The organism is Leclercia adecarboxylata (genome assembly GCF_006171285.1).
Taxonomy (GTDB): domain Bacteria; phylum Pseudomonadota; class Gammaproteobacteria; order Enterobacterales; family Enterobacteriaceae; genus Enterobacter; species Enterobacter barmai.
The window spans coordinates 2,320,105-2,345,892 of sequence record NZ_CP040889.1; the positions used below are offsets into that span (position 1 = coordinate 2,320,105).

Annotated in this window: 23 protein-coding genes; 13 read left to right on the top strand and 10 right to left on the bottom strand. The window is 57.0% G+C overall.

The window, feature by feature from the left end; translation table 11 throughout:
- Positions 1-278: 278 nt before the first annotated feature.
- Positions 279-1,910: a Na/Pi cotransporter family protein gene (locus FHN83_RS12885; protein ID WP_139563981.1), complete on the top strand. Its 1,632-nt coding sequence runs from the start codon at positions 279-281 to the stop codon at positions 1,908-1,910.
- Here FHN83_RS12885 and FHN83_RS12890 read toward each other — a convergent pair.
- Together FHN83_RS12890 and FHN83_RS12895 are read right to left on the bottom strand one after the other, a co-directional pair.
- A complete protein-coding gene (locus FHN83_RS12890) occupies positions 1,907-2,194 on the bottom strand; it encodes an addiction module antidote protein (protein WP_039031912.1) in 288 nt (95 codons plus the stop codon). The two genes, FHN83_RS12885 and FHN83_RS12890, sit on opposite strands and share 4 nt — an antisense overlap.
- Positions 2,195-2,200: 6 nt before the next feature.
- Positions 2,201-2,503 (bottom strand): type II toxin-antitoxin system RelE/ParE family toxin, encoded by a 303-nt coding sequence (locus tag FHN83_RS12895; protein ID WP_039031913.1) that lies wholly within the window; start codon positions 2,501-2,503, stop codon positions 2,201-2,203.
- A 196-nt stretch (positions 2,504-2,699) separates the two neighbouring features.
- Between FHN83_RS12895 and rluF the strand changes: the two genes are divergently transcribed.
- Complete coding sequence (gene rluF / locus FHN83_RS12900) at positions 2,700-3,575, top strand: 23S rRNA pseudouridine(2604) synthase RluF (protein ID WP_039031914.1); 876 nt, start codon at positions 2,700-2,702, stop codon at positions 3,573-3,575.
- Here rluF and FHN83_RS12905 read toward each other — a convergent pair whose 3' ends face one another.
- The 3 genes from FHN83_RS12905 to rtcR form a co-directional block, all read right to left on the bottom strand.
- Positions 3,576-3,848: a DUF3811 domain-containing protein gene (locus FHN83_RS12905; RefSeq protein ID WP_103177828.1), complete on the bottom strand. Its 273-nt coding sequence runs from the start codon at positions 3,846-3,848 to the stop codon at positions 3,576-3,578. It abuts the gene before it with no gap.
- A gap of 63 nt (positions 3,849-3,911) precedes the next feature.
- The gene (panS, locus tag FHN83_RS12910) at positions 3,912-4,856 is read right to left on the bottom strand and encodes a ketopantoate/pantoate/pantothenate transporter PanS (protein WP_139563982.1); all 945 of its coding nucleotides are present in this window, start codon (positions 4,854-4,856) and stop codon (positions 3,912-3,914) included.
- Between the two features lie 110 nt (positions 4,857-4,966).
- Positions 4,967-6,541, bottom strand: coding sequence for an RNA repair transcriptional activator RtcR (gene rtcR / locus FHN83_RS12915; RefSeq protein ID WP_139563983.1), 1,575 nt, complete (start codon positions 6,539-6,541; stop codon positions 4,967-4,969).
- Positions 6,542-6,726: 185 nt separating this feature from the next.
- Between rtcR and FHN83_RS12920 the strand changes: the two genes are divergently transcribed.
- Positions 6,727-7,953: an RtcB family protein gene (locus FHN83_RS12920; RefSeq protein WP_139563984.1), complete on the top strand. Its 1,227-nt coding sequence runs from the start codon at positions 6,727-6,729 to the stop codon at positions 7,951-7,953.
- 4 nt (positions 7,954-7,957) lie between these two features.
- Positions 7,958-8,746, top strand: coding sequence for a DNA polymerase beta superfamily protein (locus FHN83_RS12925; protein ID WP_139563985.1), 789 nt, complete (start codon positions 7,958-7,960; stop codon positions 8,744-8,746).
- A 33-nt stretch (positions 8,747-8,779) separates the two neighbouring features.
- Here FHN83_RS12925 and lysC read toward each other — a convergent pair whose 3' ends face one another.
- Positions 8,780-10,129: a lysine-sensitive aspartokinase 3 gene (lysC, locus tag FHN83_RS12930; protein WP_039031920.1), complete on the bottom strand. Its 1,350-nt coding sequence runs from the start codon at positions 10,127-10,129 to the stop codon at positions 8,780-8,782.
- Positions 10,130-10,433: 304 nt separating this feature from the next.
- Between lysC and pgi the strand changes: the two genes are divergently transcribed.
- Together pgi and psiE are read left to right on the top strand one after the other, a co-directional pair.
- Positions 10,434-12,083, top strand: a complete 1,650-nt coding sequence (pgi, locus tag FHN83_RS12935; protein WP_138370018.1) for a glucose-6-phosphate isomerase — start codon at positions 10,434-10,436, stop codon at positions 12,081-12,083.
- Positions 12,084-12,258: 175 nt separating this feature from the next.
- A complete protein-coding gene (gene psiE / locus FHN83_RS12940; protein ID WP_103825384.1) occupies positions 12,259-12,669 on the top strand; it encodes a phosphate-starvation-inducible protein PsiE in 411 nt (136 codons plus the stop codon).
- A 94-nt stretch (positions 12,670-12,763) separates the two neighbouring features.
- On the opposite strand, the gene malG is transcribed toward psiE, so the two are convergent.
- The 3 genes from malG to malE all read right to left on the bottom strand — a co-directional run bounded on the left by malG (position 12,764) and on the right by malE (position 16,521).
- A complete protein-coding gene (malG, locus tag FHN83_RS12945; RefSeq protein WP_039031923.1) occupies positions 12,764-13,654 on the bottom strand; it encodes a maltose ABC transporter permease MalG in 891 nt (296 codons plus the stop codon).
- Between the two features lie 14 nt (positions 13,655-13,668).
- On the bottom strand, positions 13,669-15,213 hold the full coding sequence (malF, locus tag FHN83_RS12950) for a maltose ABC transporter permease MalF (protein ID WP_039031924.1): 1,545 nt from the start codon (positions 15,211-15,213) through the stop codon (positions 13,669-13,671).
- Between the two features lie 117 nt (positions 15,214-15,330).
- Positions 15,331-16,521, bottom strand: a complete 1,191-nt coding sequence (malE, locus tag FHN83_RS12955; RefSeq protein ID WP_039031925.1) for a maltose/maltodextrin ABC transporter substrate-binding protein MalE — start codon at positions 16,519-16,521, stop codon at positions 15,331-15,333.
- A gap of 369 nt (positions 16,522-16,890) precedes the next feature.
- Here malE and malK point away from each other — a divergent pair, with 369 nt between their 5' ends.
- The 5 genes from malK to ubiA all read left to right on the top strand — a co-directional run bounded on the left by malK (position 16,891) and on the right by ubiA (position 22,017).
- Positions 16,891-18,000 carry a maltose/maltodextrin ABC transporter ATP-binding protein MalK gene (malK, locus tag FHN83_RS12960; protein ID WP_039031926.1) on the top strand — a complete coding sequence of 370 codons (1,110 nt, stop codon included), beginning with the start codon at positions 16,891-16,893 and terminating at the stop codon, positions 17,998-18,000.
- 71 nt (positions 18,001-18,071) lie between these two features.
- Complete coding sequence (locus tag FHN83_RS12965; RefSeq protein WP_138370158.1) at positions 18,072-19,379, top strand: maltoporin; 1,308 nt, start codon at positions 18,072-18,074, stop codon at positions 19,377-19,379.
- Between the two features lie 102 nt (positions 19,380-19,481).
- Complete coding sequence (gene malM, locus FHN83_RS12970) at positions 19,482-20,456, top strand: maltose operon protein MalM (protein ID WP_138370020.1); 975 nt, start codon at positions 19,482-19,484, stop codon at positions 20,454-20,456.
- Between the two features lie 181 nt (positions 20,457-20,637).
- On the top strand, positions 20,638-21,135 hold the full coding sequence (gene ubiC / locus FHN83_RS12975; protein ID WP_039031929.1) for a chorismate lyase: 498 nt from the start codon (positions 20,638-20,640) through the stop codon (positions 21,133-21,135).
- 12 nt (positions 21,136-21,147) lie between these two features.
- A complete protein-coding gene (ubiA, locus tag FHN83_RS12980; RefSeq protein ID WP_039031930.1) occupies positions 21,148-22,017 on the top strand; it encodes a 4-hydroxybenzoate octaprenyltransferase in 870 nt (289 codons plus the stop codon).
- Positions 22,018-22,108: 91 nt separating this feature from the next.
- Here ubiA and plsB read toward each other — a convergent pair whose 3' ends face one another.
- Positions 22,109-24,529 (bottom strand): glycerol-3-phosphate 1-O-acyltransferase PlsB, encoded by a 2,421-nt coding sequence (gene plsB / locus FHN83_RS12985; protein WP_138370022.1) that lies wholly within the window; start codon positions 24,527-24,529, stop codon positions 22,109-22,111.
- A gap of 155 nt (positions 24,530-24,684) precedes the next feature.
- Here plsB and FHN83_RS12990 point away from each other — a divergent pair, with 155 nt between their 5' ends.
- Both FHN83_RS12990 and lexA read left to right on the top strand, forming a co-directional pair.
- On the top strand, positions 24,685-25,053 hold the full coding sequence (locus FHN83_RS12990) for a diacylglycerol kinase (RefSeq protein ID WP_039031932.1): 369 nt from the start codon (positions 24,685-24,687) through the stop codon (positions 25,051-25,053).
- 109 nt (positions 25,054-25,162) lie between these two features.
- The gene (gene lexA, locus FHN83_RS12995; RefSeq protein WP_039031933.1) at positions 25,163-25,771 is read left to right on the top strand and encodes a transcriptional repressor LexA; all 609 of its coding nucleotides are present in this window, start codon (positions 25,163-25,165) and stop codon (positions 25,769-25,771) included.
- Positions 25,772-25,788: the final 17 nt, after the last annotated feature.

A 25,788-nucleotide genomic window follows, 5' to 3' on the forward strand; every position in this document is an offset into this window, starting at 1 on the left:
GGTCACGTACTTTGTGTACGCTCCCCTCACTGCGGGCAGTCCGTGTGCAATCTGACTGCGCCGCCGACGGTCAGTGTCTGGTTCACGTCACGTTTCCTTACAACAAACAGGGCACCCAATGGGTGCCCTGTCTCTTTATTACATTTAAGCCCTTATACTGGAAGAAGGTTCAGCAATCTGCGCTACAACCCAGGCCGGATAAGGCGTAGCCGCCATCCGGCAATACCGCGCGCAACGAACCTCAGGAAAACGTATGACGAAAAGGAGAACCTGTATCCGTGCTGACTCTGCTACATCTGCTTTCTGCCGTGGCGCTGCTGGTCTGGGGCACTCATATTGTCCGTACCGGCGTAATGCGCGTTTTTGGCGCCCGCTTACGTACCGTTCTCAGCCGCAGCGTTGAGAAAAAACCGCTCGCGTTCTGTTCCGGCATTGGCGTAACCGCGCTGGTGCAAAGCAGCAACGCCACGACTATGCTGGTCACCTCGTTTGTGGCCCAGGATCTGGTGGCGCTGACGCCTGCGCTGGTGATTGTTCTCGGTGCCGATGTAGGGACCGCGCTGATGGCGCGGGTGTTAACCTTCGATCTCTCCTGGCTGTCGCCGCTGCTAATCTTCATCGGCGTGATATTTTTCCTTGGCCGGAAACAGACCCGGGCCGGACAGCTCGGGCGCGTCGGGATCGGCCTGGGGCTGATTCTGCTGGCGCTGGAACTGATCGTCCAGGCCGTCACCCCCATTACGCAGGCGAGCGGCGTGCAGGTGATTTTCGCCTCGCTGACCGGCGACATCATGCTGGATGCGTTGATTGGTGCGGTGTTTGCGCTTATCAGCTACTCCAGCCTGGCGGCGGTGCTGTTAACCGCGACGCTGACCGCGGCGGGGATTATCTCCTTCCCGGTAGCCCTCTGTCTGGTGATTGGCGCGAACCTTGGCTCCGGCCTGCTGGCGATGCTCAATAACAGCGCCGCCAACGCCGCAGCCCGTCGCGTGGCGCTCGGCAGCCTGCTGTTTAAGCTGGTGGGGAGCCTGATCATTCTGCCGTTCGTTAACCCGCTGGCGAATCTGATGGATAACCTGTCGCTGCCGGAATCGGAGATGGTGATCTACTTCCACGTCTTCTACAACCTGGTGCGCTGCGTGGCGATGGTGCCTTTTGCCGGGCCGATGGCGCGCTTTTGTGAACGTATTATCCGCGACCAGCCTGAGCTGGATATGCGACTCAAGCCAAAACATCTGGACTCATCCGCCCTTGATACGCCGGCGCTGGCGCTGGCCAATGCCGCCCGCGAAACGCTGCGCATGGGCGATGCGATGGAGCTGATGCTGGAAGGGCTGAAAAAGGTGATGCATGGCGAGCCGCGGGAAGAGAAAGATCTGCGTAAGCTCGCCGACGATATCAACGTGCTTTATACCGCCATCAAACTCTATCTGGCGCGGATGCCGAAAGACGAGCTGGCGGAAGAGGAGTCCCGCCGCTGGGCGGAGATCATCGAGATGTCCCTCAACCTTGAGCAGGCCTCCGATATCGTCGAGCGCATGGGAAGTGAAATCGCCGACAAATCGCTGGCGGCCCGCCGGGCGTTCTCCCTTGAGGGCGTCAAAGAGCTGGATGCACTGCACGATCAGCTGCTTGCTAACCTGAAGCTGGCGATGTCGGTCTTTTTCTCCGGGGATCTGCCCAGCGCCCGTCGTCTGCGCCGCAACAAACACCGGTTCCGTATCCTCAACCGCCGCTATTCCCACGCGCACGTTGACCGACTGCACCAGCAGAACGTGCAGAGCATCGAGACCAGTTCCCTGCACCTGGGGCTGCTGGGCGACATGAAACGCCTCAACTCCCTGTTCTGCGCGGTGGCGTACAGCGTGATGGAGCAGCCGGATGAGGACGACGATCGGGATGAGTATTAACTGTTCACATGTTTGATGGTTAAGCCAAGGCCCAGCGCTTTCATCACGGCGAGCGTGGTTTTAAGCGTTGGGTTGCCTTTTTCACTGAACGAGCGGTAGAGCTGCTCTCGTGATAATCCCGTTTGTTCTGCAATGGTCGACATGCCTTTAGCGCGAGCAACCACTCCCAGTGCCTCAGCGATAAAGGCAGGATCGCCAGTTTCGAGCGCGTCAGTTATAAAGATGGCGATCTGCTCATCGTCTATCAGAGCATTCGCGGGATCGTAGGAGGTTAATTTATTCATGGAGGATTACTCCTGCAGTTTTAAGGTTCTGGCAAGCACCCTGGCCAGAAGGATATCTTTGTCCTGACTACTTTTGTCGCCGCCGCATAACAGCAGAATGATGCGCTTGCCATGCTGTTTGAAGTAGATCCTGTAACCAGGACCGACGTGGATCCTAAGCTCGCTTACGCCTTCACCTACAGGTTTCACGTCACCCGGTAATCCGTTTGCCAGCCGGAACAGGCGGGCTGCTATCACTGTTTTCGCACGTCGGTCTTTTAAATTTTGCTCCCAGCAGCGAAAGGGTTCTGTCTGAACGAGCTCTTTCATACTACTCCCTGTTGTTTATAAACTACAAAACTATATGCACAGGGAATGAAAATAAAAGTGATAGGGTGAACCCGTAAAGCCTCAAACTTCAAATGCTGAAAGCGCTTCGCAAACAACTCAACCTCGCTTTTTCGCCAGCGGCTGATCTTTTTACCAGCCCAAACCTAAGGTATATTTCGCCTCTACAGGAGAAATTATGCTGCCAACTCAATCCACCCGATTAAACAAATATATTAGCGAGAGCGGGATCTGCTCGCGTCGCGAGGCTGACCGTTATATCGAACAGGGCAACGTGTTTATCAACGGTAAACGCGCCACCATTGGCGATCAGGTCGCCCCTGGCGACGTGGTCAAAGTAAATGGTCAGGCGATCGAGCCGCGTAACGCAGAAGACCTGGTATTTATCGCGCTGAATAAACCGGTTGGCATTGTCAGTACCACGGAAGATGGCGAGCGCGACAACATCGTTGATTTCGTTAACCACAGCAGCCGTATTTTCCCGATTGGCCGCCTGGACAAAGACTCTCAGGGGCTGATTTTCCTCACCAACCACGGCGATCTGGTGAACAAAATCCTGCGGGCCGGTAACGACCACGAGAAAGAGTACATCGTCACGGTCAACAAACCGGTAACTGACGAATTCATTCGCGGGATGGGGGCGGGAGTACCGATCCTCGGCACGGTGACGAAAAAGTGCAAGGTGAAGAAAGAGGCGCCGTTCGCGTTCCGCATCACCCTCGTTCAGGGGTTAAACCGCCAGATCCGCCGCATGTGCGAGCATTTCGGTTTTGAAGTGACGAAGCTGGAACGCACGCGCATCATGAACGTCAGCCTTACCGGCATCCCGCTGGGCGAGTGGCGCGATCTGACCGATGACGAACTGATTGAGCTGTTTAAGCTGATTGAGAACTCATCCTCTGAAGCGAAGCCAAAAGCCAAAGCGAAACCGAAAACCCAGGGCATCAAACGCCCGGTGGTTAAAGCGCCGCAATCAGAAGAGAAAAGCCGGGCGAAGCCTGCCGGAAACGGAAAACGCTTTACTTCGCCAGGACGCAAAAAGAAAGGGCGCTGATCAGCGCCTTCCACGGGTTGGAGTATTGGCCGACCAGGAAAACGTCGCCTCTTTATCCACCTTATAAGCCTGCTCTTTGCGAAGTTTGCGGGCTTTTTTAGCGTCCAGCTCACGCTGCGCCATCAGTTTGTCGATGTACTCTTTTTTGAGGTGATTGGTTTCGGCGTTGGTCAGCAGACGGCCATGGGCGATACGCGCGCGATCGAGCAGGGTTTTCAGTTCGCGCTGCTCGCTTTCCGTCATCTCTTTCTGGGTCAATCTTGGTGTGGACATACCTGAAGCCTCCTGTGAAAGAGGCTTCAGTGTAAAGCATGCCTTCGCTGCGGCGAAGCTGAATTAACCTTCCTTCACCACATCGCTTTTCTTTTGTTCATCGAGGGGCTTACCCGACCAGTAACCCGCCAGCAGGGAGCCGGAAAGGTTATGCCATACCGAGAACAGCGCGCCAGGCAGAGCCGCCAGCGGTGAGAAGTAAATTTTGCCCAGCGCAGCGGCCAGACCCGAGTTCTGCATCCCGACCTCAATCGCCAGCGTGCGGCAGGTGGATTCGTCAAAGCCGAACAGCTTCCCGCCCCAGTAACCGCCCAGCAGACCGATTGTGTTATGCAGCACCACGGCGATAATCACCACGAAGCCCACAGAGGCGATATGCGCCGCAGAACCGGCCACCACCGCGCTGATGATTGCCAGAATACAGATCATGGAAAACGCTGGCAGGTACGGCTCAACGGCTTTCACTACCCGCGGGAACAGGTGATGGATAACCAGCCCCAGCGCAATCGGGATCACCACGATTTGCAGAATGCTCAGCAGCATCCCCATCACGTCCACCTGAATGTGGGCATCCACATACAGACGCGTCAGCAGCGGGGTGGCAACCACGCCCACCAGGGTGGAGACGGAGGAGATGGTCACCGACAGCGCCACATCCCCTTTTGCCAGATAGATCATCACGTTGGAGGCGGTGCCGCTGGCCACGCTGCCCACCAGCACCATGCCTGCGGAGAGGTCAGGCGGCATCTTAAAGGCGATAGCCAGCGCCCATGCCGCCAGCGGCATCACCAGATAGTGCAGGAAAATACCTGCCGCCACCGGGGCCGGACGCGACAGCACGCGTTTGAAGTCGTCGATCTTCAGGTGCACGCCCATGCCGAACATGATCAGCATCAGCAGCGTGGTGACCCACGGACCGATAGCGGTAAAGGTGGATGGCGTATAATAGGCTAAAACAGAGAGCAGCAGCGCCCATAACGGGAACAGCCGGGTGATGGCGGATAACATACGGATTCCTTGCGATTTGTTGTGTCATGTAGTTATAAAAAAGCCGGGATCGAGCCCGGCTTAGAGATAGTGTTTATCCTGCTAATGAATTTTGTTCAACCAAATTTTCTTCATGATCCCGGATGGAGGCCTTCCCAGCTCAGGCCAAAACGGGTGAGATATTTGCGCAGCCTGTCGGCATCGTTAGGCACGGCCTTTTTCATTCGGGAGACGGCAAAGAGCTCGCGTCCTGCCTCGGATAATGAGGCGCTACGGCGACACACCTCCAGCACGGTTTCCAGCTGTCGCTGGTCAAAGAGATCCAGCGCCATCGCCGCTAACGGTGTGGCGGTTTGCCAGCTCTCCTGCAGCCTGAGGATCTCTTCCTCAACAAGCGCTAAGGTGATGCGCCCCTGTTCGGCAAGCGTGGCCATTCGCGCCACGGAGGAACCCAGTTCACGAAAGTTACCGCGCCATAACGCCTGAGGCGAGTCAGCAAAACGCAGATAGCGCTCTCGTGCCTCTTTATCGAAGCGAACCTGAGATTGCGCTTCGGCCGCAAAGCGCTGCAGTTCGTACTCCACGTTCGGGGCGATATCTTCCCGGCGCTGCGCCAGGCCGGGCAGGGCAAAACTCCACATATTGATCCGGGCGTAGAGATCTTCGCGGAAGCGACCTTCCGCCACCCACTGGCGCATATCCCGGTGCGTGCCGGCAATCAGCTGAAAATCGCTCCTGACCTCTTTATCGGAGCCAAACGGAAAGAAGGTTTTTTCTTCGATAGCTTTCAACAGCATGGCTTGTTCGTCGAGGCCAAGCTCGGCTATTTCATCTAAAAATAGCACGCCGCCGTCCGCCTCGCGTAGCAGCCCGGCGCGGGCCGTGGCTGCCCCGGTAAATGCCCCTTTGACATGGCCGAAAAGTGTCGACATGGCGTTATCACCCCGCAGCGTGGCGCAGTTTACCGCGACCAGCCTGCCAGCCAGCTGATGGCGGGATTGCTTCAGCTGATAGATGCGGTTTGCGAGAAAGGATTTTCCGGCCCCCGTTGGGCCAGTCAGCAGAACCGGGGCGGTCGAGCGCAGCGCCACACGCTCAATCTGATCGATCAGGGCGTTGAAAGTGGCATTGCGGGTATCAATTCCGGCTTTCAGGAACGAAACGGATTCCTGCTGTTCGCGCTGAAAGCGGCTGGTCAATGTGGCGTAGCGGCTTAAATCCAGGTCGATGATTGAGTAACGTCCGACGGGGACGGCCTCTTCGGGCGCATCCCTGCTGGCGGGACCGGTCTGGATCAGGCTGGCGGGGAGATACCGCGCTTCGGTTAACAAAAACCAGCAGATCTGCGCCACGTGGGTGCCGGTGGTGATATGCACCAGGTACTCTTCATGTTCGGTGTCAAACTTGTAGTGTGTGGCGAAGTCGAGAAACGCGGCGTAGACCTCTTCAAAATCCCAGGGATCGGCAATAGTAACGGGATACGGGCGCACAGTGGTATGGGGTGAAAGCAGCCTGATATCTTCCGTTATCTGTTCCGCCATCCCCCGATCCTGGGGCTGGTGGAGCAGTTCAAGCCGGTCGACAGGGAGATCGGGCTGCTGGCAAAGCCCGACCGTCGGGCGCCATTTGCGCAGGCGGTTGGCCCGCTTCCCGCGTTTGTCCATCACCGTGCCCAGTACCCCAATCACTACCCGCCGCTTTTTCATGTTTATCCTGCAAGATAAAGTTCGATACTAAAAGATAAAAATAATCTGTAGGTTAAGCAATCTCCGGCGAAAGAGATAAAATAAATAGCAATATAATCATACGGATAGATTTTTTTATGCAGTATGAAGATTCTGGCACGCTTCTGGCAATACTACTGGTAACAGACCGCCCTGAGGATGAGCAAATGAAACAGAACGATTTTGACGTTTTAACGGCGCAGCACAGCGCACCGGTAAAAATGTGGACGCACGGGGTGCCCGTTGAGCCAGAGGCGCGTGAGCAACTGCTGAATACCGCAAAGATGCCCTTTATTTTTAAACATCTGGCGGTGATGCCGGATGTGCATCTCGGCAAAGGTTCCACCATTGGCAGCGTGATCCCCACCAAAGGGGCCATTATTCCCGCGGCGGTGGGTGTAGATATCGGCTGCGGGATGATCGCCGTGCGGACATCGCTGCTGGCAGGCGATCTGCCGGACAACCTCCACGGATTGCGCAGCGCCATTGAACAGGCGGTGCCGCATGGGCGCACCAGTACCCGCTCCCGTCGAGACAAAGGGGCGTGGGAAAAGACCCCGGATGTTGTGGATAGCCACTGGGCGCAGCTGGCCCCGCGCTTTAAACGGCTGACGGATAAATATCCCCAGCTGCTGAAAACCAATAACCATCAGCATCTGGGAACGCTGGGGACCGGTAACCACTTTATTGAAATCTGTCTGGACGAAGCGGATCGCGTCTGGGTCATGCTGCACAGCGGCTCGCGTGGTGTGGGCAATGCGATCGGCAATGTGTTTATCGCCCTGGCGCAGCAGGATATGCAGCAGCACATCGCCAACCTGCCTGACAGAAATCTGGCCTATTTCCAGGAGGGAAGCCGGCACTACAACGACTACATCGAAGCCGTGGAGTGGGCGCAGGATTTTGCCCGCCATAACCGCGAGGTGATGATGTCGCGCGTGCTGGCCGCGCTCTCGCGCAGTGTGCCAAAGCCGTTCCTGACCCAGCAGGAGGCGGTGAATTGCCATCACAACTATGTGCAGAAAGAGCGTCATTTTGGTGAGGACGTACTCGTCACGCGCAAAGGGGCGGTGTCGGCGCAGAAGGGCGAGATGGGGATCATCCCCGGCTCGATGGGGGCGAAGAGCTTTATCGTGCGCGGCCTGGGCAATGAAGAGAGCTTCTGCTCCTGCAGTCACGGCGCAGGGCGGGTGATGAGCCGCACGGCGGCCAAAAAACGCTTCACCGTTGCGGATCAGATCCGCGCCACGGCCCACGTCGAGTGCAGAAAAGACAGCGAGGTCATCGATGAGATCCCGATGGCCTATAAAGACATCGATGCCGTCATGGCGGCGCAAGCTTCACTGGTCGAAATCGTCCATACCTTGCGCCAGGTGGTCTGTGTAAAAGGATAAAAAGATGGCTAATAACGGTGTAGATGCCGCCATGCGCGAGCGCGTGCGGCAGCAGCTCAATGAAATAGAGCAACGATTCAATGTGACCGTGCTGTACGCCTGTGAATCGGGCAGCCGGGGCTGGGGCTTTGCGTCGCCGGACAGCGATTATGACGTGCGATTCCTGTATGTGCATAAACCGGACTGGTACTTGCGCGTGGAGCCGCAGCGGGACGTCATCGAACTGCCCATCGATGACGAACTGGACGTGAGCGGCTGGGAGTGGCGTAAGGCGCTTGGCTTGCTGAAAGCGGCCAACCCCACGCTTATCGAGTGGCTGGATTCGCCGGTTGTCTATCAGCAGAACGAAACGGTGGTAACGCAGTTACGCGCGCAGGTGCCCGCCTGGTTTTCCCCGGTGCGCGCGCGCTGGCACTACTACTCTATGGCGCGCAAAAACTTCCGTGGATACTTACAGGGGGAAGAGGTTAGGCTGAAGAAGTACTTTTACGTCTTACGTCCACTGTTAGCGGTGCGGTGGGTGGAAGCCGGGAAAGGTGTGCCGCCGATGCGCTTTGCCGAACTGCTGGCGGGAAGTGGGCTTGATGCGCCGTTACGTCAGGAAATCGATGACTTAGTGGCGATAAAGCAGCGTGCCGGAGAAGCGCAATACGGCTCCAGACGCCCTTTGTTGCATGCTTTCATCACCCGGGAGCTGGCGCGAGGCGAAAACCCGCCGACGCTGCCTGACAGCCGCGACGGTGATATCAGATCGCTGGATTCGCTCCTGATGAGAACGGTGCTGGCAGAATAAAAAAATGGCCCGGATATCCGGGCCATTTTTCTGTTATTCGAACAGATTATGATGCAGTTTCTGCACAACCTGCTCCGCTTCGGCGCCCGGCACCAGGAAGCACAGGTTGTAGCTGGATGCGCCGTAGCAAATCATGCGGATGTTGAACGGCTCCAGCACGCCAAACACCTCTTTGCCCACGCCGCTGGCGCGGGACAGTTCGTTACCGATGATTGCCACCAGGGCGAGATCTTCTTCCACCTCAACGCGGCACAGCTCAGAGAGCTCCATCAGCAGGGACTGCGTCAGCAGGGTGTCGCCGGTGGAGGTTGAGCCGGTGGTATCCAGCGTCAGGGCGATGTTCACTTCTGAGGTGGTTACCAGGTCCACGGAGATGCTATGGCGCGCCAGAATGCTGAACACTTCGGCCAGGAAGCCGCGGGAGTGGAGCATGCTCAGGCTATGCAGGGTGAGCAGGGTCTGCTTGCGGCGCAGCGCCAGGGCGCGGAACAGCGGTGGGTTTTCGGTGGTATTGCACACCATGGTGCCGCCCGCTTTTGGATCTTTACTGGAGCCGACGAACACCGGAATGTCGCTGCGCACTGCCGGCAGCAACGTCGCCGGGTGCAGCACTTTCGCGCCAAAGGTCGCCATCTCGGCGGCTTCTTCAAAGGCGATCACGTCAATACGTTTTGCGGTAGGCACCACGCGTGGATCGGTGGTGTAGATACCCGGCACGTCCGTCCAGATATCCACGCGGGAGGCCTGCAGCGCTTCGCCCAGCAGGGCGGCGGTGTAGTCGCTGCCGCCACGGCCCAGGGTGGTGGTACGGCCTTTCGCTTCGCTACCGATAAAGCCCTGGGTGATGACAATCCCTTCCGCCAGACGCGGTGCCAGCTGTTGGGTGGTCAGTTCGGCGATGGCGGCAACGTCCGGCTCGGCGCGACCAAAACGGTCGCTGGTGCGCAGCACTTTACGCGCGTCGAACCACAGCGACTGCACGTTACGCTCGCGCAGCACTTCAACAAACAGCAGGGTGGACATCAGCTCACCGTGGCTGACCAGCTCGTCGGTCAGGGCGGTGGAGGTGGCCAGAGAGGCGGCTTCGGCCAGGGTGATGATATTTTCCAGCAGGCGCTCAATCTCTTCGCTGATCACGCTCGGATCGCGCAGACGGCCAAGGATGTCGAACTGAATTTTGTGCAGGGCAGCCAGCTTCTCCTGGCGCTCGCTCGCTTCCAGCCCTTCTGCCAGGGCAACCAGCAGATTAGTGACGCCAGCCGAAGCGGACAACACCACCAGCCGGGTATCAGGATCGGCCAGCACCACATCGGCGCTGCGGTTCATGGCATCAAAATCGGCCACGCTGGTACCGCCAAATTTGGCGACAACAAAACTCGTCATAACAACCTCGTGTCAGGGAAGGAAAAGAGCGACCATGGCACAAGGACAAAATAGCTTTATCGGTGCAGGCGCAAATACCGTGTGTATAAATAAAATGTGTGAAGGATCCTGTCAACGCCGGGATTATGCGGATTTTTCATGCTGCATTCCATATGAGAAACAGGACTTATAACAGCTATACTTTTGGAGCTTTTGCGCTGCACTTGATGCAGGCCAGGCCAATGGCATAAAAACCATCACAATTTTTAGCGACAGAGGCTACAATCGACCGAGGTCACAATTCTCAATTCAGAAGAGTATTGCTATGAAAAATATCAATCCAACGCAGACTGCAGCCTGGCAGGCATTACAGAAACACTTTGATGAGATGAAAGACGTCACTATCGCGGAGCTGTTCGCGAAAGACGGCGATCGTTTCAATAAGTTCTCCGCGACCTTCGACGATCGGATGCTGGTGGATTTTTCCAAAAACCGCATCACCGAAGAGACGCTGGCAAAACTGCAGGATCTGGCGAAAGAGACCGATCTGAGCGGTGCCATCAAGTCCATGTTCTCCGGCGAGAAGATCAACCGCACCGAAGATCGTGCCGTGCTGCATGTGGCACTGCGTAACCGTAGCAATACTCCGATTATCGTTGACGGCAAAGACGTGATGCCGGAAGTCAACGCCGTGCTGGAAAAGATGAAAACCTTCTCTGAAGCAATCATCTCAGGCCAGTGGAAAGGCTACACCGGCAAACCGATCACCGACGTGGTGAACATCGGTATCGGCGGCTCCGACCTCGGCCCCTTCATGGTGACCGAAGCGCTGCGTCCGTACAAAAACCACCTCAACATGCACTTTGTCTCTAACGTTGATGGTACCCACATCGCCGAAGTGCTGAAAAAAGTGAACCCGGAAAGCACCCTGTTCCTGGTGGCGTCCAAAACCTTCACCACCCAGGAAACCATGACCAACGCCCACAGCGCGCGCGACTGGTTCCTGAAAACGGCCGGTGACGAGCAGCACGTGGCGAAACACTTCGCGGCGCTCTCCACCAACGCTAAAGCCGTAGGCGAGTTCGGTATCGACACCGCCAACATGTTTGAATTCTGGGACTGGGTTGGCGGTCGCTACTCCCTGTGGTCCGCAATCGGCCTGTCCATCATCCTCTCCGTGGGCTACGACAACTTTGTTGAGCTGCTCTCCGGCGCGCATGCGATGGATAAGCACTTCTCCACCACCGCCCCCGAGAAAAACCTGCCGGTGCTGCTGGCGCTGATCGGGATCTGGTACAACAACTTCTTTGGTGCAGAAACCGAAGCGATCCTGCCGTACGACCAGTACATGCACCGTTTCGCAGCCTACTTCCAGCAGGGCAACATGGAATCCAACGGCAAATACGTTGACCGTAACGGCAACGCCGTGGATTACCAGACTGGCCCAATCATCTGGGGTGAGCCAGGCACCAACGGCCAGCACGCGTTCTACCAGCTGATCCACCAGGGCACCAAAATGGTACCTTGCGATTTCATCGCCCCGGCCATCACCCATAACGCGCTGTCTGACCACCATCCGAAGCTGCTGTCGAACTTCTTCGCGCAAACTGAAGCGCTGGCGTTCGGGAAAGCGCGTGATGTGGTTGAGCAGGAGTATCGCGATCAGGGTAAAGATCCGGCAACCCTGGATCACGTGGTGCCGTTCAAAGTGTTCGAAGGTAACCGTCCAACCAACTCCATCCTGCTGCGTGAGATCACCCCGTTCAGCCTGGGCGCGCTGATTGCCCTGTATGAGCACAAAATCTTCACCCAGGGCGCAATCCTGAATATCTTCACCTTTGACCAGTGGGGCGTAGAGCTGGGCAAACAGCTGGCGAACCGCATTCTGCCGGAGCTGGGTGACGATAAGGACATCAATAGCCATGACAGCTCTACTAACGGTCTGATTAACCGTTATAAAGCCTGGCGCGCATAATTTTGCGGTTGTGAACAACGCCGGGCGGCACTCCGTTTGCCCGGCCTACAGGTCTTGTAGGCCCGGTAAGCGCAGCGCCACCGGGCTTTTTTGCACAAAATATAAACAAAAAATATAGATCCCCGTCACATTTTTGCGTTATACAGGAACCTCGCCCCGGAGAATGAGGTGCTGTATGACATCCCTGACTCGCCCGCGTGTTGAGTTCATCTCAACCATTCTGCAGACCGTGCTGAACCTGGGTCTGCTGAGCCTTGGCCTGATCCTGGTCGTCTTCCTCGGTAAAGAGACGGTGCATCTGGCTGATGTGCTTTTTGCCCCTGAGCAAACCAGCAAATACGAGCTGGTTGAAGGGCTGGTGGTCTACTTCCTCTACTTTGAATTTATCGCCTTGATCGTGAAGTACTTTCAGTCTGGCTTTCACTTCCCGCTGCGTTACTTTGTCTACATTGGCATTACCGCGATTGTGCGACTGATTATCGTCGATCATAAATCGCCCCTCGACGTGTTGCTCTATTCGGCGGCGATCCTGCTGCTGGTAGTGACGCTCTGGCTGTGCAACTCGAAGCGACTGAAACGGGAATAAAAAAGGGCGGCCCGAGGGCCGCCGAAAACAGTCACAAGTTTTGGATTAATACATCAAGGCAAAGTTGAGGGTTGCAGTGGAATAACAATGAAACTTAACCTTTCACGCCCCCCGCCGTCAGGCCGTTCACCAGCCAGCGCTGGGCCAGCAGGAACACGACGGTGATCGGGATAGCAGAGAGCACGGCGGCTGCGGCAAAGTCGCCCCACAGGTAGTTTTGCGGGTTGAGGTATTGCTGCATCCCTACCGCCAGCGTGTAGCTGTTCACATCACGCAGCAGCAGCGAGGCCACCGGCACTTCGGTGATGGCGGCGATAAACGACAGAATAAACACCACCGCCAGAATCGGGACCGAGAGCGGCAGCAGCACCAGACGGAACGCCTGCCACGGCGTCGCGCCATCCAGCGAGGCCGCTTCTTCCAGCGAGTTGTCGATGGTTTCGAAATAGCCTTTGATGGTCCAGACGTGCAGCGCAATCCCGCCGAGGTAGGCGAAGATCACCCCGCCGTGGGTGTTCAGACCGATAAACGGCACGTACTGGCCGAGGCGGTCAAACAACGCGTACAGGGCCACCAGCGACAGCACCGCAGGGAACATCTGGAAAATCAGCATCCCTTTCAGCAGCGTCGCTTTACCCGGGAAGCGCATACGGGCAAAGGCGTAGGCGCAGGTGGTGGAGAGCGTCACGATACCGATCGCGGTAATGGTGGCGACTTTCACCGAGTTCCACAGCCACAGCAGCACCGGGAACGGCGGCGGCGTGACGCGGCCGTCGGCGTGCTCAACGCTGAAGCCCAGCGCCAGCTTCCAGTGCTCCCAGGAGATTTCGTCCGGGATCAGGCTGCCGGTGGCGAAGTTCCCCGAACGCAGGGAGATGGCGATAACCATCAGCAGCGGGAACATGATCGCCGCGATAAAAATCAGCAGCCCTAAGTGCGTCACGAGGAGGCGCAGTTTCTGAGATTTGGGTTGTACCATAGCCATAATATGTGCCCTCCTTAGTCAAATTTCATGCGGGTGGCTTTCAGGTTCACGATAGCCAGCGCGCCTACCAGCAGGAAGATCAGGGTGGCGATGGCCGCCGCCAGACCGAAGTCCTGACCACCGCCGCCTTCGAAGGCGATACGGTAGGTGTAGCTGACGAGCAGGTCGGTGTAGCCTGCTGGCGTGGTGGTGCCGAGACGGTCCGGGCCACCGTTGGTCAACAGCTGAATCAGCACGAAGTTGTTAAAGTTAAAGGCGAAGCTGGCGATCATCAGCGGCGTCAGCGGCTTGATCAGCAGCGGAAGCGTAATCTTGAAGAAGTTCTGGAACGGGGTCGCACCGTCCATGGCCGAGGCTTCGTACAGGTCATCCGGGATCGCCTTCAGCAGCCCCATGCACAGGATCATCATGTACGGATAGCCGAGCCAGGTGTTAACGATGACGATCATGCTGCGGGCGGTGGTCGGGTCGCTGAACCACGCCGGTTTGATGCCAAACAGGCTGCTCAGCATCATGTTGATCTCACCAAAGCTCTGGTTGAACAGCCCTTTGAAAATCAGAATCGAGATGAACGACGGTACGGCGTACGGCAGGATCAGCAGGACGCGATAGATCGCTTTGCCTTTCAGGGACTCCCACTGCACCAGGCAGGCCAGCACCATGCCCACCGCCACGGTCAGGATCACGGTGAGTACCGAGAAGACCACGGTCCAGACAAAGATAGCGAAGAACGGTTTCTGGATGCCTTCGTCGGTAAAGACGCGGGTGAAGTTGTCCCAGCCGATGGTCACGGTGTAGCCCGGGCTGAGCTTATCGTCACCCCAGTTGCCGTCGGCATTCACGGACTGGTAGAAGCCGATGTCGTTATTCGGGCGGTACTTCACGCCGGTCTGGTTGTTGGTAAGCGTGCTGTCATCGCCCAGCGTATACAGCGGGCGGGTGCCGGAGAACTGGCGCAGCGAGCTCATAATGACTTTGCTTTCGTCCGGCAGCTCAGCGGTCAGCTGGGTCAGCGCCTGACGATTCTGGGTGATGATACGCAGGTTGGCGCGTTCGCCTTCCGGCAGCGCGTCGGCTTCTTTCAGCGCCAGTTTCTGCTCGCCGCCAAATTTAAAGGCGTCGGAGACGTAGTATTTGCCCGCGGCATCGTCGGTCAGCGCCAGCTTCCACTCGTCGCCAGCAGGGTAGAGACCAAAGTTAAAGGTCTTACCGGCCTGATAGGAGCGATCCATCAGCACCTGCTGGGCGCGCTCCTGAGCGAGCTGGTTGGTGCTGCTGTAGTTGGTAAAGGCGATGGCGATGGTGCAAATGAGGGGGAACAGGACAAACAGCCCCATCCCGGCCACACCCGGATAAACATAGCGCCAGGCATAGGCTTTGCGGTTAGCAAAAATATAGAGGCCGATTGAGCTTAAAATCAGCGTCATCGCGGCAAACAGGTACTCCCCCTGGGCGTACATCAAAACAACAAGGTAACCCACCAGCAAGCCCAGCAGACCAATCACTGACCATTTCAGCGTGTCGCTTTGCCACCAGTGTTTCTTTTTAACGACATCCATGGGGTTCTTCCTCTACAACTGTGAAAACTTATTGTCAGGTGGCGCTCCGCTTACCTGACCTACGGTCCGAGCCGTAGTTGTAGGGCGGGTAAGCGAAGCGCCACCCGCCACTGTGACTTACTTGGTAATACGGCCCTGTGCATCTTTCAGCGCGGCATCCACGGTCTGACGACCGCTTGCTGCGTTGATGACCGCAGTACGGGTGGCATACCAGAAGGCAGCCATCTGCGGGATGTTCGGCATGATTTCGCCTTTCTCGGCGTTGCTCATGGTTGCCGCGATACGTGGATCTTTCGCCAGGGTTTCCTGGAAGGATTTCAGCGCGACAGCGCCCAGCGGTTTGTCCTTGTTAACTTCTTCCAGACCCTGATCGGTCAGCAGGTAGTTTTCGAGGAACTCTTTCGCCAGCTCTTTGTTCGGGCTGGCGGCGTTGATACCGGCACTCAGCACGCCAACGAATGGTTTAGACGGCTTGCCTTTGAAGGTTGGCAGCACCGCGACGCCGTAGTTGATTTTGCTCTTGTCGATGTTGGACCACGCCCACGGACCGTTGATGGTCATCGCGGTTTCGCCCTTGTTGAAGGCCGCTTCGGCGATGGAGTAATCGGTATCCGCGTTCATCTGTTTGTTCTTGATCAGGTCAACCAGGAAGGTCAGACCCGCTTTCGCGCCTGCGCTGTCCACGCCGACGTCTTTCACGTCGTATTTGCCGTTTTCAAACTTGAACGCATAACCGCCGTCGGCAGCAATCAGCGGCCAGGTGAAGTACGGCTCCTGCAGGTTGAACATCAGCGCGCTCTTACCTTTCGCCTTCAGCTCTTTATCCAGCGCCGGGATCTCTTCCCAGGTTTTTGGCGGGTTCGGTACCAGGTCTTTGTTGTAGATCAGGGAGAGCGATTCAACCGCGACCGGGTAAGCAATCAGCTTGCCGTTGTAACGCACGGCGTCCCAGGTGAACGGGAACAGCTTGTCCTGGAAGGCTTTATCCGGAGACACTTCCGCCAGCAGGCCAGACTGCGCGTAGCCGCCGAAACGGTCATGCGCCCAGAAGATAATGTCCGGGCCGTCGCCGGTGGCCGCAACCTGCGGGAATTTCTCTTCCAGCTTGTCCGGGTGCTCAACGGTGACTTTGATGCCGGTATCTTTCTCGAATTTTTTACCCACTTCGGCCAGACCGTTATAGCCTTTGTCGCCGTTAATCCAGATTACCAGCTTACCTTCTTCAATTTTGGCGAGCGCCGGAGCGGAAATCATCATTGCTGCCAGGGCGGACAATGCGAAAACGCGTGCGCCAGTCTTGATATTCATATCTGCCATCCTTTTTGGTGATGTGCTGTGGATACATTAAGGTGGTTCAACGTCGCTCAGTCTCCTTATTTGACATCCTCTTTCCATCCTCCTGTCCCCTACGCCCCACCCCCTCTTTATGTGATCTGCGTTGCATAACTTTCAGTTATGTGTCCCAGCGCACATAAAACCGCGGTCAATTTTGCCAGTGACATCACGAATTTAGCCTCAGCCCCCTGGGCGCGCTGTCTGAGTCCACTCTCTCATCCTCCCGCCTCCTCCCCCATAAAAAAGGCTGGGGGTGGAGGATTCGCGAGGCGGCCCGATACCGCATAGTCAGCCCATATTGAATGTTTCTGTTGATGACAGGCTGTAACAAGGGAGTAGGGCATGGCGAGCGTAGAACTGCGTAACGTAACGAAAGCCTGGGGCGACGTGGTGGTATCGAAAGATATCAATCTCGATATCCAGGAAGGTGAATTCGTGGTTTTTGTTGGCCCGTCAGGCTGTGGTAAATCCACGCTGCTGCGCATGATTGCCGGTCTGGAGACCATCACCAGCGGCGATCTGATGATTGGCGATACCCGGATGAACGATATCCCGCCTGCGGAGCGCGGCGTCGGGATGGTATTCCAGTCTTACGCACTTTATCCCCATCTCTCCGTTGCCGAGAACATGTCGTTCGGCCTCAAGCTGGCTGGCGCAAAAAAAGAGACCATTAACCAGCGCGTGACCCAGGTTGCCGAAGTGCTGCAGCTGGCGCACCTGCTGGAGCGTAAGCCGAAGGCGCTCTCCGGTGGTCAGCGTCAGCGTGTGGCGATTGGCCGTACGCTGGTGGCAGAGCCGCGCGTGTTCCTGCTCGATGAGCCGCTGTCGAACCTCGACGCCGCGCTGCGCGTGCAGATGCGTATTGAGATCTCCCGTCTGCACAAACGCCTTGGGCGCACCATGATTTACGTCACCCACGATCAGGTCGAAGCGATGACCCTGGCCGACAAGATTGTGGTGCTGGATGCCGGTCGCGTGGCGCAGGTCGGTAAACCGCTGGAGCTCTATCACTACCCGGCAGACCGCTTTGTTGCGGGCTTTATTGGCTCGCCAAAGATGAACTTCCTGCCGGTGAAAGTCACCGCGACCGCCATCGATCAGGTTCAGGTCGAACTGCCTAACCGCCAGCAGGTGTGGTTACCGGTAGACAGCGCGAACGTCAACGTAGGGGCCAACATGTCCCTTGGTATCCGCCCTGAGCATCTGCTGCCAAGCCACATCGCCGATGTGACTCTTGAAGGCGAGGTTCAGGTGGTTGAGCAGTTAGGTCATGAAACACAGATTCATATCCAGATCCCAGCCATTCGTCAGAACCTGGTCTACCGCCAGAACGACGTGGTGTTGGTAAAAGAGGGTGCCACATTCGCTATCGGCTTGCCGCCAGAGCGCTGCCATCTGTTCCGTGAGGATGGCACCGCATGTCGTCGGCTGCATCAGGAGCCCGGCGTTTAAGCAATCCCAATAATAAGCACGAAACCATCAGGTGAAGTGTTCAAAGAAAAGCAATGATCTCAGGAGATAGAATAATGATTACTCTGCGCAAAGTCCCTCTGGCACTCGCCATTGCGGCAGGCATCATGTCTGCCCAGGCCGGCGCTGTAGACTTTAAAGGTTATGCTCGTTCCGGCATTGGCTGGACCGGGAGTGGTGGCGAACAGCAGTGTTTCCAGGCAACAGGTGCACAAAGTAAATACCGTCTCGGTAACGAATGTGAAACCTATGCTGAGATTAAACTGGGCCAGGAAGTGTGGAAAGAGGGCGACAAGAGCTTCTACTTCGACACCAACGTAGCCTACTCCGTTGCACAGCAGAATGACTGGGAAGCGACCAGCCCGGCCTTCCGTGAAGCAAACGTGCAGGGTAAAAACCTGATCGAATGGCTGCCAGGCTCCACTATCTGGGCCGGTAAGCGCTTCTATCAGCGTCATGACGTTCACATGATCGACTTCTACTACTGGGATATCTCCGGTCCTGGTGCAGGTATCGAAAACATCGATCTGGGCTTCGGTAAACTGTCTCTGGCAGCGACCCGTTCTTCTGAGTCCGGCGGCTCTTCCGCGTTCTCAGACTTCGATACTGATGGCAACCGCGTTTACGACAATATCGTGCCAAACGACGTCTTTGACGTTCGTTTAGCGGGCATGGAAATCAACCCGGGCGGTACCCTGGAGCTGGGCGTTGACTACGGTCACACCAACATTCCTGACGACTACTACCTGCAGCCTGGCGCCTCTAAAGATGGCTGGATGTTCACCGCTGAACACACCCAGAGCATGCTGAAAGGCTTTAACAAGTTTGTGGTTCAGTACGCAACGGACTCTATGACCTCCAACGGTAAAGGTATCCCGCAGGGTGCGAGCCTGAACAACGACGGTTCTCTGATCCGCGTTCTCGACCACGGTGCGATCACCCTGGCTGACCAGTGGGATCTGATGTACGTCGGTATGTACCAGAACATCGACCGCGACAACAACAACGGTACCGAATGGTGGACCGTGGGTGTTCGTCCGATGTTCAAATGGACACCAATCATGTCCACCCTGCTGGAAGTTGGCTACGACAACGTCAAGTCTCAGAAAACTGACGACACCAACAGCCAGTACAAAATCACCCTGGCGCAACAGTGGCAGGCAGGCGACAGCATCTGGTCCCGTCCGGCTATCCGCGTCTTCGCAACCTACGCCAAGTGGGATGAGAAATGGGGTTACGCAGACAACGGTGACACTGGCTACACCTCTGGCGTAGCGTATAACGACACCTCTGCGAAAACCTTCAGCCGTGGCGACAACGATGAGTGGACCTTCGGTGCCCAGATGGAAATCTGGTGGTAATACGTAACTGACCTAAAAGAGGGGCGCAAGCCCCTCTCTTCTTAGGGTACTGCGCGCTATTGCCTGGCCAACGCAGTGCTAACGCAATCTGAGGTAATAACAATGAAAATGAAAAAAAGTCTCGTCGCGCTGTGCCTCTCTGCAGGGCTGCTGGCAAGCGTTCCAGCCGTTACCCTCGCCAGCGTCAATTTCGTACCGCAAAACACCAGCGCCGCGCCTGCTATTCCGGGAGCCGCGCTCCAGCAGCTGGTCTGGACGCCTGTTGATCAGTCCAAAGCCCAGACAACCCAACTCTCTACCGGTGGCCAGACCTTAAACGTGGCGGGGATCGCCGGTCCGGTGGCTGCCTACAGCGTGCCGGCTAACATTGGCGAAATCACTCTGACGCTGACAAGCGTTGTGGATAAACAGACCAGCGTATTTGCACCGAACGTGCTGATTCTGGACCAGAATCTGACACCATCGGCCTACTTCCCGAGCGAATACTTCACCTACCAGGAACCGGGCGTGATGAGCGCCGATCGCCTGGAAGGGGTGATGCGCCTGACGCCAGCGCTGGGCCAGCAGAAATTGTATGTGCTGGTGTTCACCACCGATAAAGATCTGCAGCAAACCACCAAACTTCTCGATCCGGCTAAAGCCTATGCCAAAGGCACCGGCAACGCCGTACCGGATATCCCGGACCCGATTGCCCGTCACGTGACGGATGGCCAGCTGAAGCTGAAAGTGTCTACCAATAACGCCTCCAGCGTGCTGGTTGGCCCACTGTTTGGCTCTTCCGGCCCGGGCCCGGTCACGGTCGGTAATACCGCCGCACCTGCACCTGTATATGCCGCACCGGCCCCAGCGCAAGCCGCCGCCCCGGTTGCCGCGCCAGCCGTTGCCCCGACTCCGGCTCCGGCGAAGAAGAGCGAGCCGGTACTGAACGATACCGAAACCTACTTCAATCAGGCCATTAAACAGGCAGTCGCAAAAGGTGACGTCGATAAAGCGCTGAAACTGCTTGATGAAGCAGAGCGTTTAGGCTCAACCACTGCCCGTTCCACCTTTATCAGCAGTGTAAAAGGCAAGGGGTGACCGTCTCCCCACAGTGCTGATTTTGTCAGTAGTTTGGTGCGCCCTTCCGGGCGCACTTTTTTTGCGCGGGATGCTGCTGTTGCATCTCTGTTGCGATAATGATCGCTAACTTGCGTTTGCCCGCCCTCATTGCCCGTTTCTGCGATACAATAGCTTTACGTTATGTATCGGAGAGTCTGGCATGTCACACCCCGCGCTTTTGCTCCTGCGTGCGCTGCGCTATTTCGACGAAATCCCCGCGCTGGAACCGGAGCAGCTCGACTGGCTGCTGCTGGAAGATTCCATGACCAAACGTTTTGAGCAGCAGGGCAAGAAAGTCACCGTTACCCTCATTCAGGAGGGGTTTGTCACGCCTGACGCGGTTGCGGATGAACTGCCGTTACTGCCGAAAGAGGCGCGCTACTGGCTGCGGGAGATCCTGCTGTGTGCCGACGGCGAGCCGTGGCTGGCCGGGCGCACCGTGGTGCCAGAGTCCACCCTCACCGGGCCGGAGATGGCGCTGCAGCAGATGGGCAAAACCCCGCTGGGACGTTATCTGTTCACCTCCTCCGAGCTGACCCGTGATTTTATTGAAATTGGGCGCGATGCCGGGCTGTGGGGACGCCGTTCCCGCCTGCGCTTAAGTGGTAAACCCTTGATGCTGACCGAGCTGTTTTTACCGGCGTCACCGTTGTATTAAGAGGAAGAGAAAATGGAGTGGAGTCTGAAGCAGAACAAGCTGCTGGCGTACCACCGCCTGATGCGAACGGATAAGCCGATCGGTGCCTTATTGCTGCTGTGGCCGACCTTGTGGGCGCTGTGGGTGGCTACCCCCGGGCTGCCGCCGCTGTGGATCCTGGCGGTATTCGTGGCGGGCGTCTGGCTGATGCGTGCCGCAGGCTGTGTGGTTAACGACTATGCCGATCGCAAATTTGACGGCCACGTGAAACGCACGGCCAACCGCCCGCTGCCGAGCGGCGACGTCACCGAGAAAGAGGCGCGCACGCTGTTTGTGGTGCTGGTCCTGCTCTCGTTCCTGCTGGTGTTAACCCTGAACACCATGACTATTCTGCTCTCCGTGGCAGCGCTGGCTCTGGCCTGGGTCTATCCGTTTATGAAGCGCTACACCCATCTGCCGCAGGTGGTGCTGGGAGCCGCCTTTGGCTGGTCGATTCCGATGGCGTTTGCCGCCGTCAGCGAAAGTGTGCCGCTGAGCTGCTGGCTGATGTTCCTGGCTAACATCCTCTGGGCGGTGGCCTACGACACCCAGTACGCGATGGTGGATCGCGACGACGATCTGAAGATTGGCATCAAATCGACCGCCATTCTGTTTGGTCGTCAGGACAAACTGATTATCGGGATTTTGCAGGTGGCGGTGCTGGCGCTGATGGTGGCGATTGGCTACCTGAACCAGCTTGGCGGAGCGTTCTACGCGGCGGTTGCGGCGGCGGGCGTGCTGTTTATCTACCAGCAAAAGCTGATTGCCAACCGCGAGCGCGAAGCCTGTTTTAAAGCGTTTTTGAATAACAACTATGTGGGGCTGGTGTTGTTTGTCGGGTTAGCGATTAGCTACTGGGCATAAAAAAGCCCGGTGGCGCTAGCGCTTACCGGGCCTACAGGTTCTGTATCGTAGGCCGGGTAAGGCGAAGCCGCCACCCGGCATTTTTTATGCACTACTCGCCCTGCGTCGCGCTCTCAATCGTTAAGCGCACATCGGAGGTAATCAGGTCCGCCAGCATCTGGTAAACCTTCATTGTCTCTTCCGGCTCGGCATCGCCGCTGTCACTGATATAACCCTCGTCACGCAGCGTCAACACCAGTGAACTGAAGACCGCTTTGTCGAAGAACTCCGGTGCGTTGATGCCGTGCAGCATCGACAGGCGCTGTGCCAGCGTGCGGCTCTCTTTCTCCAGCGTCCCGCGGTTGATCGACGGGTTGGCGCTCAGCAGCCAGAAGGTAATGGCGTAGCGCTGGACGGTTTCGCGTGCACCCGCTGCCAGCAGCTGCAGCGTACGTGAGTGGGCGGTGTTGATCACCAGCACGTCATCTTTCAGCGTTATCAGCCCCTGGCGAACCAGCTCTTCGATATGCTTATCCAGCACCTCAGCCAGCTCGTCGCTGTTCCAGCGCAGGAACAGTTCGGCTTTCAGCATCGGATAGAGCGTCGTGACATTATCCAGCAGCGCCTGACGGGTGATCTGGCGATGTTGGGTCACGATGGCCGCCATCAGCGATGGCACCATCAGCATATGGGCGATGTTGTTGCGGTAGTAGGTCATCAGTACCGCCTGCTCGCGCGGCAGAATGATGATATCGCCGATGGTGTCTTTCTCGACCTCGAACTTGTTCATCTGCAGGGCGTGATCGATGAGCTCGCTGGCGCTGGCGGTGGGTACCGTGGCGTCTGAGGCATAGGGCACGTTGCGCATCAGGTTCAGGTAGCAGTCGATCTGCTCGGTCAGCTGCTCGCGGGTGAGCGAACGCTGGCGCGAGGCAAGCAGGGCGGTGCAGCACAGGTTCATGGCGTTGGCCGCCCCGGCGTTGTTAATCCGCACCATCAGATCGGCAGCAATGGCGTTAACCGTCGGCGTCAGCCAGGCCGGACGCACCGCTTCGATGGGATCGATAGACTCGCGCCACTCCGGTACCCGGTTGTTAAGGTAGGTCATCAGCGGCATCGGTTCGCCGAAGTTAACATACCCCTGGCCGAGGTTACGCAGCTTGCTTAAGCCGCGCAGCATCTGCAGCAGGCTCTCTTTTTCTTTGGTAGCACCGCGCAGCTCTTTGGCGTAAGTGCCCACTTCCATCACGTGCTCGTAACCGATGTAAATCGGCACCAGGGTGATAGGGCGCGTGCCGCCGCGCAGCATCGCCTGAATGGTCATCGACAGGGTGCCAGTCTTCGGATCGAGCAGACGCCCGGTACGGGAACGGCCGCCCTCCACGAAGTACTCGACGGAATAGCCGCGGCTGAACAGCTCACCAAGGTATTCACGGAACACGGTGGAGTAGAGCTTGTTGCCTTTGAAGGTACGACGAATAAAGAACGCACCCAGTCGACGGAAGATCGGGCCTGCTGGCCAGAAGTTGAGGTTAATGCCCGCCGCAATGTGCGGTGGCACCAGCCCCTGATGGTAGAGCACGTACGAGAGCAGCAGATAGTCCATGTGGCTGCGGTGGCAGGGCACGTAGACGATCTCATGGCCGTCGTGGGCCAGCTGGCGCACGCGCTCGGCGTTGTGCACGTTGATGCCCTGATAGAGACGGTTCCAGGTGAAGCTCAGGATACGGTCGCTCAGGCGGATCATCTCGTAGGAGAAGTTGGCGGCAATCTCTTCCATCAGGGCGATGGCGTTTTGTTGCGCCTTCTCATGGGAGATCTTTTTGCTGCGCGCTTCGTCTTCGACGGCACGGGCGATGGCTTTTGACGCCAGCAGTTTGTTGAACAGATCCTGGCGAGCAGGCAGGCGCGGGCCTACCGCGGCAAGACGCTGACGGGCAAAGTGCATACGCGCCACGCGGGCCAGCTTCTGGGCGATGGTTTTATCCGTACCGTGCTCATCGGCCATGCGGCGCAGTGAAACCGACGGTGAAAAACGGACAAAGCTGTCGCGGCCCAGCCAGTTGACGGCGAAAAACTTCTGTACCCCGTTAAGCATGCGCAACGGCGGGTTCTCTTCGCCTTTGTCGCGCCCCGGGCGACGGCCAAACATCACTGATACCGGCACCATCTGCACATCCAGCAGCGGATTGCTGCGGTGCAGGTCGAGGTAGTCATGGAACAGCTTGATCGACTCTTCTTTCGGCGTGTACCAGGTGAAGACGCGAGGACCGCCGTGGATAAAGATGTAGCGTGGCAGCAGGGTGCCGTCGATCTCCAGCGGCTCCAGCGGATCCGGGAGATCGTGCGCCAGGCACTGGGCGCGCAGCGTCAGCAAGTCGGCCTTCGAGTTGTAAGGCAAAACGTACATAATAGGACGCGAGGTATCGAGTCCCAATTCCAGGGTTGGAACCGCCGGAATAGACTTGCTTTTTACCAGGACGCTTAATGGTAAATTAAGTAATTTGTAGTAAATTCGTGGCCAGCCAGACATAAACGATGTAAAGCCTCTGGTTAAAAATGCAATTGCGGCGCAAGGATAACAGAAAGCGCGCAAAATTTCTGTTGTTACCCGTCATACTTCCGGTGGCTGCGCCAGGCGCTTAAACCACCGTTTCTGACGCTATTTTCGAAGAAAGGTTTCTTTTAATGGCCAACAATACCACTGGGTTAACCCGAATTATTAAAGCTGCCGGCTATTCATGGAAAGGCATTCGTGCTGCCTGGATCAATGAAGCCGCTTTTCGCCAGGAGGGGGTTGCTGTCATCGCGGCGATTATTATTGCCTGCTGGCTGGACGTTGATCCCATCACCCGCGTACTGCTGATTGGCTCGGTGATGTTGGTGATGATAGTCGAAATTCTGAACAGCGCGATCGAGGCGGTGGTCGATCGTATTGGTAGTGACTACCACGAGCTGTCGGGGCGGGCGAAAGACATGGGCTCCGCCGCTGTGCTGATGGCGATTATCGTTGCCCTGTTTACCTGGGTCACGCTGCTTTGGGGACATTTGCGATAAGCCTTCAGAAACCGAACAAGTCTCTGGTTTTTTATGCGGTTTGTGGTTCCAAAATCACCTTTAGCTGTATATACTCACAGCATAACTGTATATACACCCAGGGGGCGGAATGAAAGCGTTAACGACCAGGCAGCAAGAGGTGTTTGATCTCATTCGGGATCATATCGGCCAGACGGGAATGCCGCCGACGCGTGCAGAAATTGCGCAGCGTCTGGGCTTCCGTTCTCCAAACGCCGCTGAAGAGCACCTTAAAGCCCTGGCGCGTAAGGGTGTGCTTGAGATTGTGTCCGGCGCTTCGCGTGGTATCCGTCTGCTGGTTGAAGCAGAAGAGGGCCTTCCGCTCGTCGGTCGCGTCGCTGCGGGGGAACCGCTGCTGGCGCAACAGCACATTGAAGGCCACTATCAGGTCGATCCTGGCATGTTCAAACCGAGCGCGGACTTCTTGCTGCGCGTCAGCGGGATGTCCATGAAGGATATCGGGATTCTGGACGGCGATCTGCTGGCGGTACATAAAACGCAGGACGTGCGCAACGGCCAGGTCGTTGTGGCGCGCATCGATGACGAAGTCACCGTTAAGCGCCTGAAGAAACAGGGCAACACGGTGCAGCTCCTGCCGGAAAACAACGAGTTTTCCCCGATTGTTGTCGATCTGCGTGAACATAACTTCTCCATCGAAGGGCTGGCGGTAGGCGTCATCCGCAACGGTGAATGGTTATAACGTCTTCCTGACAGACT